This is a genomic window from Binatus sp. (SeqCode) (assembly GCF_036522015.1).
In the GTDB taxonomy this organism is placed as follows: Bacteria; Desulfobacterota; Binatia; order Binatales; family Binataceae; genus Binatus.
The window spans coordinates 1-11,674 of the sequence record NZ_DATDGQ010000295.1 but is presented as its reverse complement, the minus strand read 5'-3'; the positions used below and the strand labels follow the sequence as shown (position 1 = coordinate 11,674).

General features: G+C 60.9%; 15 protein-coding genes. 6 read left to right on the top strand and 9 right to left on the bottom strand.

Going from position 1 to position 11,674, the window contains the following annotated elements; all coding sequences use genetic code 11:
- Positions 1-497: queuosine salvage family protein (locus VIW95_RS12570; RefSeq protein ID WP_331586975.1), on the bottom strand; the 497-nt coding region annotated here is incomplete at its 3' end.
- 7 nt (positions 498-504) lie between these two features.
- Entirely contained in the window at positions 505-1,482 is a 978-nt protein-coding gene (locus VIW95_RS12565) for a hypothetical protein (RefSeq protein WP_331586973.1), read from the bottom strand.
- Positions 1,483-1,548: 66 nt separating this feature from the next.
- On the opposite strand from VIW95_RS12565, the gene VIW95_RS12560 reads away from it, so the two are divergent.
- Together VIW95_RS12560 and VIW95_RS12555 are read left to right on the top strand one after the other, a co-directional pair.
- The gene (locus VIW95_RS12560; protein ID WP_331586971.1) at positions 1,549-2,076 is read left to right on the top strand and encodes a CDP-alcohol phosphatidyltransferase family protein; all 528 of its coding nucleotides are present in this window, start codon (positions 1,549-1,551) and stop codon (positions 2,074-2,076) included.
- Between the two features lie 208 nt (positions 2,077-2,284).
- A complete protein-coding gene (locus tag VIW95_RS12555) occupies positions 2,285-2,650 on the top strand; it encodes a hypothetical protein (protein ID WP_331586969.1) in 366 nt (121 codons plus the stop codon).
- A 9-nt stretch (positions 2,651-2,659) separates the two neighbouring features.
- Here the strand turns inward: VIW95_RS12555 and VIW95_RS12550 are convergent, their stop codons facing one another.
- The 5 genes from VIW95_RS12550 to VIW95_RS12530 form a co-directional block, all read right to left on the bottom strand.
- On the bottom strand, positions 2,660-3,421 hold the full coding sequence (locus tag VIW95_RS12550; protein ID WP_331586967.1) for a hypothetical protein: 762 nt from the start codon (positions 3,419-3,421) through the stop codon (positions 2,660-2,662).
- Between the two features lie 23 nt (positions 3,422-3,444).
- On the bottom strand, positions 3,445-4,593 hold the full coding sequence (locus VIW95_RS12545) for a metallophosphoesterase family protein (RefSeq protein WP_331586965.1): 1,149 nt from the start codon (positions 4,591-4,593) through the stop codon (positions 3,445-3,447).
- 31 nt (positions 4,594-4,624) lie between these two features.
- Positions 4,625-5,779 carry a cytochrome-c peroxidase gene (locus VIW95_RS12540; protein WP_331586963.1) on the bottom strand — a complete coding sequence of 385 codons (1,155 nt, stop codon included), beginning with the start codon at positions 5,777-5,779 and terminating at the stop codon, positions 4,625-4,627.
- Between the two features lie 301 nt (positions 5,780-6,080).
- Positions 6,081-6,242 carry a hypothetical protein gene (locus tag VIW95_RS12535; protein ID WP_331586961.1) on the bottom strand — a complete coding sequence of 54 codons (162 nt, stop codon included), beginning with the start codon at positions 6,240-6,242 and terminating at the stop codon, positions 6,081-6,083.
- 92 nt (positions 6,243-6,334) lie between these two features.
- The gene (locus VIW95_RS12530; protein WP_331586960.1) at positions 6,335-6,865 is read right to left on the bottom strand and encodes a ferritin-like domain-containing protein; all 531 of its coding nucleotides are present in this window, start codon (positions 6,863-6,865) and stop codon (positions 6,335-6,337) included.
- Positions 6,866-7,019: 154 nt separating this feature from the next.
- Between VIW95_RS12530 and pcnB the strand changes: the two genes are divergently transcribed.
- From pcnB to VIW95_RS12515, 3 genes are all read left to right on the top strand, one after another.
- Complete coding sequence (gene pcnB, locus VIW95_RS12525) at positions 7,020-8,390, top strand: polynucleotide adenylyltransferase PcnB (RefSeq protein ID WP_331586958.1); 1,371 nt, start codon at positions 7,020-7,022, stop codon at positions 8,388-8,390.
- Positions 8,391-8,481: 91 nt separating this feature from the next.
- Positions 8,482-9,408: a branched-chain amino acid transaminase gene (locus VIW95_RS12520; RefSeq protein ID WP_331586956.1), complete on the top strand. Its 927-nt coding sequence runs from the start codon at positions 8,482-8,484 to the stop codon at positions 9,406-9,408.
- A 146-nt stretch (positions 9,409-9,554) separates the two neighbouring features.
- Positions 9,555-10,145, top strand: coding sequence for a peroxiredoxin (locus tag VIW95_RS12515; protein WP_331586954.1), 591 nt, complete (start codon positions 9,555-9,557; stop codon positions 10,143-10,145).
- 7 nt (positions 10,146-10,152) lie between these two features.
- On the opposite strand, the gene VIW95_RS12510 is transcribed toward VIW95_RS12515, so the two are convergent.
- Positions 10,153-10,881: a YkgJ family cysteine cluster protein gene (locus VIW95_RS12510; RefSeq protein ID WP_331586952.1), complete on the bottom strand. Its 729-nt coding sequence runs from the start codon at positions 10,879-10,881 to the stop codon at positions 10,153-10,155.
- A 102-nt stretch (positions 10,882-10,983) separates the two neighbouring features.
- Between VIW95_RS12510 and VIW95_RS12505 the strand changes: the two genes are divergently transcribed.
- The gene (locus VIW95_RS12505; RefSeq protein ID WP_331586950.1) at positions 10,984-11,247 is read left to right on the top strand and encodes a hypothetical protein; all 264 of its coding nucleotides are present in this window, start codon (positions 10,984-10,986) and stop codon (positions 11,245-11,247) included.
- Positions 11,248-11,253: 6 nt separating this feature from the next.
- On the opposite strand, the gene VIW95_RS12500 is transcribed toward VIW95_RS12505, so the two are convergent.
- Positions 11,254-11,484, bottom strand: a complete 231-nt coding sequence (locus tag VIW95_RS12500) for a hypothetical protein (RefSeq protein ID WP_331586948.1) — start codon at positions 11,482-11,484, stop codon at positions 11,254-11,256.
- Positions 11,485-11,674: the final 190 nt, after the last annotated feature.

The following is an 11,674-nucleotide window of genomic DNA, read 5'->3' as shown; positions in this document are numbered from 1 at the left end:
GATCCTCCCGCGCTTTCAATCAGCTCGACGAAGCTGCCGCTGTAGCGATCTACAACCAACCGCCCGAGATGATTCAACGCCGTCGCGAATCGATCCATCAACTCTTGAACGGTAGCGTTGTTGGGATTCTGTCCAAAGATGAATGTGCAGTCGTCGGCGTTGAAAAGCGCGAGCCTGTTCGCAGGAATCGATCCTTCCGCTCGAAAATAGTCATTCAGCGATGCCGCTACGGTGTAGTATCCAGACAACCCCGGTCTCTTCTTCAGATGAGGGAACCATCCAGAGCCGAAATTGATTGCGGCCAGTGTGACAACAAAGGCGGCGGTACCTTCGCCGCGGCCAAGAAAGTGATACGCCGGGTCAAGACTTGGGGCCCCCATTTCCATCGCTGGCAGCGAGAGCGCGTAGCTATGCAGTTTGGCGTGATCGATGTGGACAAACTCCGCGCCTTCCGCGACTTCCCGGCATATTCCGCGAATTTCCTGGAAGAGGCCCACTTCGCGATCAGGTTGCGGGTTTTTCGAGCTGATCGCCCAGAATTTCGGCCAGCCGCTCGGCTGGTACACGGCGCAAATCGGGAATCATCAAGCCCGAGGCCGCCGCGTGCCCGCCGCCGCCGAAGTGCTGCGCGAGGACCGACAAATCGACCTCGCTGTCGGAGCTGCGCCGCAAGCTGACGCCCTGGCTGCGCAAATCGAACAGCGCGACGACCGTACGGGTTTGCCCCTGGTAGAGATGTGCCGCGACTTCGCTGCTGTAGCCGAAACAGCACGCGGTCCGCACCGTGATTCCGTTGTCGAGCTTGCGATCGACCAATGTCGCGTTGGCCAGTTCGAGACTGCGGCGCATCGCGTCCTGACCCGACTCGAACGCGGCGCGCAGCTTGCGGCTCATCCGCGGCTCGTGCATTTTCAGGATTTCGCGATACGACGACGTCCCGCCGAGCGTCTGCACCGCGAGCGCCCAATCGGGCGATTCCGCGATCTTGTGAATCCAGCGATCATGGTCGTCCGCGATCATCACGAACGGCTCGAAGGCGTCGAACTCGGCGCGCTGGCGTTCGGGAAGATCGCGCCCCATCTTTCTGAGAAAGTTGAAGGTCAGGCGCGCCGCCGAATATTGCTCGCTCAACACTTTGCCGGCAAATGGCACCTTGAACTCGGGGGCATCGGCGCGGGAAACTGCGGTGCGATGGTGGTCGATCCAGTAAATCTGCGCGCCCCGCTCGCTCAGCTCCGTCAGATGCGCGCCGGTCGCCGTTGAATTCCAGGACAGATCGGTGATCCAGATTTCGTCGTTGTTGTCTTCGGACCTGAGCCTCAGATTCCCGATTACACTGTCGGCCTCGTTGTTGCCGGCCAGCGTCGTGAAAACCTTATGGCCATCGTAAAAGCGCGCCACCGCTGCCGCCGCCATCACACCGTCGAGGCATGAGGGGCCGTGACTGACGACCTGAATCGTGCGGGAAGTTCTTCCGGGCATAAGAGTTCAATTGTAGAGCATTCAGCTCCCGCGAGCGAAGCAACGAAACCAGGCGGCGGCCACCTGATGCTCGCGCAGATACCCAACGGACTGAGCGCGCTGAGGTTCGCACTGGCCGCAATCTGGATTGAGCTCGCGGCGCACGGGCCCCACGGCCGGCTGGCATTCGCGATTGTCGCGCTGGTCGCCGCCGGCAGCGATTTCATCGACGGACGAATCGCACGGCGGCTCGGCGTGGCGAGCGGAAGCGGGCGATGGCTCGACGGGATCGCGGACGTGAGCTTCGTGCTGGCCGCGCTTTTCTGCGAGGCGAACGCCGCCGCGATTCCATTCTACATTCCGATCCTCATCGCGCTGTCGTTCAGCCAGTACGCGATCGATTCGGTCGTAATCGGAGCGCGCGCCTCGGGTCCAATCAAGAGCCGGCTCGGGCACTGGGGCGGCATCATCAACTATACACTGGTGATCACGCTCGCAATTGCACCGCCGCCGGCGCTCCCCGGTACGATCGTGCGCGCCGTCGCACCGTTGATCGCGCTGTTCTATGTCGCCGCGATCTTAGAGCGTGCGTGGCTCTACTACCGCACGCGCTGACTCGTCAGCGGGGCTCAAGCAGCGCGTAAAGCTCGCAAGCCTTGTTATACCAATAGACAAGTAAAACCTACTAAATGTAGGTATGGTCCTTGCTGGATCCAGCGCGGGTACGCGAATGAAACCGCAAGCGCACATACCCACAGTCAGCATCGGCGCGCGTGACTGGCGTGCGGCGACGATCGCACTGGTTTCGCTCTTCGGAGGAGCGATGCTGCTGCTGGCGTTAGAATCCGGAGTCTTGCTCAACAATTCGTTGTTCGACCGGCTGCGATCGGCACCGATCTCACCTGACCATGCCAGCTTTGCTCATCCTGTTTCGCTCGATCTTCACCTATTGAGCAATCCAATCAGTCCGACGAGACGATTTTCAGTTGCGCACCCGCTACCGGCAAACGTCACTTCATCGCAACGATTTTCAATTGGCAGCGACGAGCGCGCAGCGTTCGAGCTCTACGGCGACACGGCCCTCAGCGGCATGCTGGCAGACGAAAGAACAGTGCGCCAACTCAAACCGCACAACGATCGTCTGATGCTGATGTTGATGTTGCTCCGACTACATACGCATCGCAGCTAACACTCGCGATCAGTGCTTGCCGTAGTCGAGCGGGACGCCTTTGCGCTGCGCTAGGATGTACGCTTCGAGTGCGCGCAGTTTCGGATCGTTGGGATCGAGCGCCTTGCCCTTCACCGGGTTCTCGATGCACCAATCGATCATGTCGCGCAGCAGCGCCACCTTCTGTAACTGGACCTGGTACTTTGGATAGGTCTCGGGATGAGTATTCGACGCGTCCGGATGGCACATGTCGCAGCTCACGCCAATCGTGCCGCCGAGTTCCTTGGCGTCGTGAAAGACCTTTTTACCTTCCGCGACGAAGCTGTCGGTCTCGTTCTTCCAAACCTTGTAGTCGCGATCGGTGAAGCTGGCGTAGGTTTCGCCCTGTTGCATTCCTGTCGCCGCCGCTTTTCCGGTATTTTCCGCACTGGGCACCGTTCCGCTCGGCTTGGCAACGTCGGCGCCTGATGCCGCGGACGGCGCTGGCACCGGCTGCGACGACTCATCGGTCTGCGCCATTTGCCATTTTTCGTTTGGATGCTCGCGCTGCCACTGCGCCATCAACTCGCGCGTGACTTTGACCGCCTGCGCATGACTCATCGATTCGCCGGTCTTCAGGCCCTTCACTTCCATGCTGGTCTTGCCGTCGCAAAGCATCACGACCACGCCGCCGTCTTTCGTACTCGGCACCTGATGGATTGGCAGCGGAGGCTGCGCTTGTTGTGCGCGAAGTACCCGCGGCGCGTAGGCCACGCCCGCCAGTATCGCCGCACATCCCGCGGCAGTTGCCATTGCGATCGATCGTCGGGTCATATTCAGTAGCTCGCGAACTGTGGCGCAGGAGGCCGCGCGGTCTTGCCGTGCGAAACCAGGTACTCGGCTTTCACCGACACCGGATTGCGATCCCACAGGTTGTAAATCTTGTCAGCCAATCCGTCGGCGCGGACATTTAGCTGCCCGTCGCCCAGCCCGTCGAACTGATCGAACGGGTCCGCGCGGTTCATCTGCACCGTCAACTTCGGCAGCCCCGTCGGCGCGTAGGGCCACGGCCACGCCGTCGAGAGCATCCCGTAAAAACTGATGTTCCCGATCTGGTTGTAGAGCATCTGATGTGTATGGCCGTGGATCACCGTCACGTGCTTGTAGGGTTTCAGAATCGCCTGCACCTGCTCCGCATCTTCGGTCCAGAAATTCCAGTTGCGGTAGTATTTGTAGAGCGGCGAATGCGAGAAGACCAGCAACGGTGTCGTGTGCGGCACCTTGGCGAGGTCGTCGGACAGCCATTTGCGCTCGTCGTCGCCGACTTCGAAGCGCGACTGTATTCCGTTGTCGAGGCCCGCGACGATTCCCATCCTCTCAGCCGGCGTCAATTTTCGCGCCGTCCAGAAATCCTTCTCGTGCACGCTCATCAGCACCACGACGTGCACGCCCTTCCAGTCGAACGAGTAGTTAGGCGACCCGAACATGTCCTGCCACGCCTCGCCCAGGTCGTAGAACCAGTCATGCTCGCCGACCATCATCTTCACCGGCGCTTTCAGCTCGGCGAGGATTTGCCGGGCGAGATCGAGCTCCTCGCGACGTCCGGTCTGGGCCAGGTCGCCGCCGAACAGCACGAAGTCCGGCTGCGGATCGAGCGCGTTGACGTCTTCGACCGCTTTGACCGCTCCGCGCACGAAGCGCTGGTTGAGCGTGCGCGGATATAGATGAGTGTCCGAGATGTACGCGAACGTGAACGGCGGCTGACCCGCCATGCCCGTCGTCTCGGAACCCTTGGCGGGCGCGGCGTTGGCGACCTCGACCAGCTGGAACGTATGCGGCGCTATCAGGCTCTTCGCCATCACGGCGCCGGCCGACGCGGCGAGCACTTTCAGAAACGTGCGGCGGTCGAGACCGCGCAGTCCGCGCAACGCGGCGTCGCGCTCTTCCATGTATTTCGTTTCGACGCTTTTATGCCGAGCAGCCATCGCGCCTCTGCCTTCTTTCTTTCATCAAGTTTTAGTCGCCGCCGAGCTGAGCCGGATTCTCATTGCTTTGTGCCGGTCCGATGTCGCCGAACGGTCCCGCCAGTCCCGGACCGCGACCTTTGTCGCCGTTGGCTGCCGCGGCGTCGCGCTGCGGCCGGTCTGTGCGCGAGCGTTTGAACTGCAGGTCGTACTCCTGCTTGGAGGCATCGGCGTATTCGGGACTGGTCAGGCTCGCGAGAAAATTGACCAGGTCATCTTCTTCATCTTCGGTAAGTCCGAGCGGAGTAATTCCGCCGTCGAGATACGGGTTCTGTACTCCGCCCTTGTTGTAGTGATCGATCGTGTCCCACAGCGTCACTTGCGAGCCGTCGTGGAAGTAGGGCTGCGTGACCAGCAGATTGCGCAAGCTCATCGTGCGGAACGATCCGATATCGTGCGGCTGCTTGGTCACCAGGAAGCGCCCGAGCCCGCTCATGTCGGTGCCAATCGCGAGCTTGTCGATCGCTATCGAGTCGCCGCCGCTCGTGCTCAGCAAGTCGAGCGCTTTGTGCGCGAGCGGCACAAAGTCCGACTTATGTGCCGACACTCCGATGTTGTGAAACTTTTGATCGGTGAACAGCGGTTGCGTCGGATTCCATCCGTGACACGACATGCAGCGGCCCTTGCCGTTGAAAATCGACCATCCGCGCTTGGCCGATTCGTTGATCGCGCTTTGGTCGCCATTGATGAATTTGTCGAACGGCGAGTCGAACGCGAGCTGCGTACGCTCGTACGCCGCGATCGCGCGCTCGATATCGGCGAAGTTGACGTCGCGCCCGAACACATCCTGGAACTGTTTCTGGTACTCGGGAATCGCTTTGATCGCCGCCACCGCGTCGTCAGTCGACTTCATGCCCATCTCGACCGGATTGGTCACCGGCCCCTCGATCTGCGCCTCCAGCGTTGGCGAGCGTCCGTCCCAGAACTGCGTCACGTTGAACAGCGCGTTGAGCACCGACGGCGCGTTGCGCTGCCCCAACTGCGCATGGATACCCATCGAGGTCGGCAGCTCGTCGGTGAAGCCTTTGGCGGGCCCATGACAGTGATCGCACGAAATTTTGCCGTCCGCCGACAGCCGATCTTCAAAGAACAGCGACTTACCGAGCGCAATCTTCGCCGGCGTCTGCTGATTGTCGGGCGGAATCACCCACGAATAGAGAGTAGCGGGAAAGCCCGCCTAGTTTTCCGATTTGGGATCGGCCAGCGGACCGGGTCCCTGCGCACTAGCCAGTCCGAAAGAAACGGCTGTCACCGCCGCGGCGACAAGGATGAGGAACAAGCTGCGTGCGGACTTCATCGTGGCGGTCTCCGGTGGCCCGATGGCGAAGCGTGATGCCCCGCGCGCTCCAAATAATTCTCGCACACGCCCCATTGGTGTCAAGCAACTTTCTGCGGCCGCTGGCGCTGAGAGCGGACGTGCACGAATGCGCGCCGCTACCCGCGATGTTCTATCCAAGCCAGGTTCGCACGAACAATAGCGAGATGAGCACGAGCAGCACTCCGTTAATCCACGGTTCCACCGCGCTGTAACGGCCGCTGATGGTCAGGTACGAGTAGAACGCCAAGAGGACCAGGACAAGGACAACGCCGCGATAGCTGAAGAGGAACATCAGTCGGGCATCGGCGAATCGGATATCGCCAGTCCTGGTTGGAGACGCGGCTGAATCTCAGCCGCGCCCCGTCTCCTTCTCGACGCGAATCGTCAGCCCATCTTGGTCAGCAGGTCCAACATGTCGTTGGCATGCTCTTCTTCGACCTTGTTGATCTGCTCGATCAGGATCTTCGTGGTCGGATCGCCGTCGCCCAGCCATCGAATGATTTCCGAGTAGGTCTGGATTGCGATCCGCTCGGCGACCAGGTCTTCCTTGATCATATCGACCAGCGTCTTCCCCTCGACGTACTCCGAGTGCGCGCGGTCGGTGAGTGTCTTCGGACTGAAGTCAGGCTCGCCGCCGAGCTGCGTGATTCGCTCCGCAACCCAGTCGGCATGCTGCTGCTCTTCGTTGGCGTGCTGCAAAAATTCCGCCTTGACCGAATCGGAGCTGATGCCCTGCGCCATGTAGTAGTGGCGCTTGTAGCGGAGCACGCAAACCAGTTCGGTTGCGAGCACGTCGTTGAGCACTTTCAGCACCTGGTGAACGTCGGCCTTGTAGCCCTCGGTAACCGAGCCCTTATCCATATTTTTGCGGGCGCTGTCGCGAAGCTTTTTAACGTCAGTTAGAAATTTGTCCATGTGGAAGTCTCCTTTTGCTGTTCGTTTACCCTAACTCTTTTCGCGCTTTACGGGCAAAGCGGCGCGGTCGATCCGCCGCATGCTCGGGGCCGATGAAGACTGCGGGCCGTCGTGCTAGGTTTGGAGCGAATTCGGGCAAACGGAAGCTGTCGAATTGGAACCTCGTATTTTAGCGCGCGCCGAACATCCCATCTCGCGGCGGGATATCGACGCCAACGTCCTCAAGGTCCTCTATCGTCTGTCCGGCGCCGGCTACGACGCGTACCTGGTCGGTGGCGGCGTGCGCGACCTGATGCTCTCGCGCAAGCCCAAGGATTTCGACGTCGCCACTTCGGCGCATCCGCAGCAGGTCCGCGATCTGTTCCGCAACTCGCGCCTCATTGGCAGGCGCTTTCGCCTCGTGCATGTTTTCTTCGGGCGGCAGAATGTCGAGGTCGCCACTTTTCGCAAACAGGCCGAAGCCGTCGCCGATACCGACGATCCGCTGATTCGCCTCGACAACACTTTCGGCACGCCTGAGGAAGACGCGTTCCGCCGCGACTTCACGGTCAACGCGCTGTTCTACAGTCCGCAAACTTTTCATGTGGTCGATTTTCCGGGCGGCGTTGACGATCTCGAAGCGCGGCTGATTCGCACCATCGGCGATCCAGAGTTGCGGATGCGCGAGGATCCCGTCCGCATGATGCGCGCGGTGCGATTTGCCGCCAAGCTCGGCTTCGAAATCGAGCCCGCCACGCGCGCCGCCATCGGACGCCATCGCGCCGACCTCGACAAGGCCAGCGTGCCGCGGCTGGTCGACGAGACTTACAAAACGCTCGGCCAGCCCGAAGCCGCGCACGCGCTGGTCCTGATGGAAGAGCTCGGATTGCTCGAGCACGTAATCCCGATTCTCGCCGCTCATCTCAAATCGCGCGGCGCCACGCTCGCCGAGCAACCCGCCGTCCGCAACATGGCCGCACTCGGCCGCGCGATCGGGAGCGGACTCGCGCCGGATCACTCGATCGTGCTCGCCGTGCTGATGCTGGACCTCTATCGCGACGAACAGCGGCGCCATCCTGGTGCGCGCGGCCGCGGCGGTGCGGAAGGTGGCACGCGCCGCATCGACATTCTCGGAGAGCTACGCGCGCGCGGCTTCGCCCGCGGCGACACTGAGCAGATGCGCCTGCTGCACGAGGCCTTCGAGAATCTCGCTGCGCCGACCCGCCGCACGCGGCGCCTGATGCGGCGGCCGTACTTTCCCGACGCGCGGATGTTCTTCGAAATGACGGCGCCCACCTACTCGATCGATTCGACGCGCACTATTCGCTTCCTCGCCGATCCCGACAGCTTCACCGCGAGTCCCGCCGTGGCCAGTGTCAACGCCGACGCTGCCAGTTCCGGCGCGCCACCCGCCGCCGGCAATCGACGCCGTCGTCGACGGCGTCGCCGCCGTTCGCACCACGGCGCGCAGGCCGCCTCGGCCTCGAGCGAAATGAACGGCGCGGTCACGTCCACGCCATCGCCAGATCCCACCCGGCGCGACTAGATAGTGGGGCGGGCCGCCGATTGAAAACAGGATGATACCGTTCCTGAGCCCATCGACTAACTACGCACCATCGACTACTTTTTACTCCACTATGCCTGCGAACAATCTCCGCTCCGATCGAATCTGGATGGACGGCGCGATGGTCCCGTACGACGAGGCCACTGTGCACGTGCTCACCCACAGCCTGCACTACGGCCTCGCGGTCTTCGAAGGGATGCGATGCTACAAAAGCGACGACGGTCGCTCCGCAATCTTCCGCGCCCGCGAGCACATCCGCCGCCTGATCGAGTCCGGCCACATTGTCGAGATGGAAGTACCCTACAGCGCAGAGGAGTTGCTCAAGGCATGCGCCGACGTCGTGCGCATCAACAAGTTCGCCGAGTGCTACATCCGGCCGCTGGTGTTCTTCGGCGAAGGTGAGATGGGCCTGTCGGCGCGCGGCAACAAGATTCGAGTCTCGATCGCCGCATGGCCATGGGGCGCGTACCTCGGCCAGGACAGCATCGACAAGGGTGTGCGCCTCAAGACCTCATCGTTTGTGAGATTCCATCACAACTCGATGATGCCGGCGGCGAAGGCCACCGGCCACTACGTCAACTCGATCCTCGCCGGCTACGAGGCCCGCCGCAACGGTTACGATGAAGCTCTGCTGCTCAATACCGAAGGCTTCGTCGCCGAGGGCAGCGGTGAAAACGTGTTCGTGGTGCGCGACGGAATCGTGCGCACGCCGCCGCTCACGTCGGTGCTGGCGGGAATCACCCGCGATGCCGTCATCAAGATTCTCCGCGACAACGCAGTCGAAGTGCGCGAGGAATATTTCGCCCGCGACGCATTCTACATCGCCGACGAGGCCTTCATGACCGGCACCGCCGCGGAAGTAACCCCAGTCGTCGAGTTGGACGATCGCAAAATCGGCGCTGGCAAGCCGGGCCCAATCACGGCCAAAGTGCAGCAAGTCTTCCACGCAACCCTGCACGGCCGCGAACCCCGCTACCGCGACTGGCTCTACTACGTGTAGCCTCTCCCTATCAGGGAGAGGCCGCGCCTCCGGCGCGGGGGAGGGTCCGATCGAAAAAGATTTCTTATTCTGGCTTTTTCCGTTCACTCACAGCTCGGGAACTTTCCCGATGCGCTCGCAGTTAAGCTCGAAGGTGGAAGCCTCGAATGAAGATGATCACCATTGGATTAATCGCACTTGCAATTGTTGCCGTCACTGTCGCGATACGCCCGCAATTCGCACGCGCCGAACTGCTCAAGGAAGGACAAATCGCGCCGCCGTTCACGACCCAGATGATTACCGGCGAACAAGAAGCTCCAATGTCGCTCGCCGACTTCCACGGCAAAAAAGTAATTCTCTATTTCTATCCCAAGGACGAAACCTCGGGATGCACCAAAGAAGCGTGTGCGTTCCGCGACGGCTACGCGCGCTACACCAACGCCGGCCTGGTGGTGCTCGGATGCAGCGTCGACACGGCCGACGCGCACAAGGATTTCATCCGCAAGAACAGCCTGCCGTTCCCACTCTTGCTCGATCCCGACAAGAAAATCGCAACTGCCTACGGCGCCGCGAACGGGATTCCGATCCTCGGGCTTGACCGGCGAATCACCTACGTAATCGACGAGAACGGCAAAATCATCAAAGTTTATCCCAGTGTCGATCCTTCCACCCACGCGATCGAAATCCTGAACGACCTGGGCGCAGCCGACGCCACCCCTCCAGCGCAAGCCAGCCCCGCGGCGCCTGTTTCGAACTGACCGCGGTTCAATGCACTTCGTTGGGCGAGTATCCCAAACTCACTGCGAGCATCACCGCTGCCGCCGCGAGTATTTCCGAATTCGATTCACGCTCAACCATTTGCGCGAGGCACTTAATGTGTTCCGTGACGATTTCTGCTTCGTCGATGCCGGCGCCTTCGATTCCGCCCGCATCGAACATCGCATCGATCAATGGATTCGCGTCGTAGTTCGACTCAGCGAGAGCCTCGCGCACGGCGCGCCGCCAGAACTCGCGCGGCTCGACTCGATCGAAATCGACGGTCGCCACGATGCGCTCGCGAAAGACAGCGAGCAAAGCCGCATAGCGCGCATTCGCCGCGAGATACTCAGCCACGCCCTGCGCCTCGACGAAATCATTCACAGAGCCGTCGATACCGTAAAGGCCGAGAGAACCTGCGGCCGGCTCGAGCATCACAAAGTTTTCATCGTCCGCAATCTGACGACGTTCGATTCCGAGCGGATAAAGCCGGCAGGCAACCGGACGGCCACGATGGACCCCGCAGCGCGCGTCTTCGAGCATCACGCATGCACCGTCATCGGTAAACTTCAAAATCGACCCGCGACGAATCGTAAAGCGATCGATCGTCTCGCGCGTCGATATTCCTGCGGCCCGCGCAAGCCGCAACAAATCATATGGCGACAGCGTGATCACCTTCTGATGGCAGCAAAGCCCGCAAGCGTTGCACACATACGAGAATTGGCTCTTACGATTCACCGGTGTGAGAGGCTATGATACGACCATCAGCAGGTTGCCGATATGCAAGCATCAATGGAATTTAAGCTCCCCGCCCAAGTAAGAAAAAAGGGGAAGTGGTACATGTCTTCATGTAACCTGCTTGACGTGCACTCGCAGGGCCACTCGCGGGAGCAGGCCGAGCGAAATTTGAAGGACGCGCTCGCAACTTTTCTGCTCAGTTGTTATGAGCGCGGCACCCTGGAAATCGTATTGCGCGAAGCGGGATTTGTGCCGGCGGTTGGCCGCAATTCGAAGTCAAGAACGGCTGCACGCGGGCGGATGGAAGTGACGGTCCCGCTGCCGTTCTCGATCGATCGCGCACACAGCCGAGCAGCCTCCGCGTAAACGGGCTCAACACTTCTCTAGCAATTGCAGATAGCGTTCGCGCGTCATTCCCGCCGTCCGCATGCATGACTTAATGATGTCGAGACCCACCTCGTCGTAGGCTGGAATGACAATCGGCCTCGCCACGCCCGCTTTCTCGCCCTTCCAGTGATCACCCCTGCCGGGCTTGAAGACGAACCCGTCGAGTTCGAACACGCATCGGAGACGCTTCCATGAAATTGGGGTAATCCTGCTCATCCCGCCACCTCACCCGCTATCTAGTCTCGCTATTTCGCGGGACACGCAAGGATGCGGTTCGACCAATTCCCCGAGGAACCTGAGAGTGAAATGTCGTCCTCGACATTTCACGATTAGCATTTCTTTCTCGCCAAGGTGCAGGGGTTGCCCCTGCCCAGGGAAGTGCGAAACCCACGGTGGTTTTCGCTAC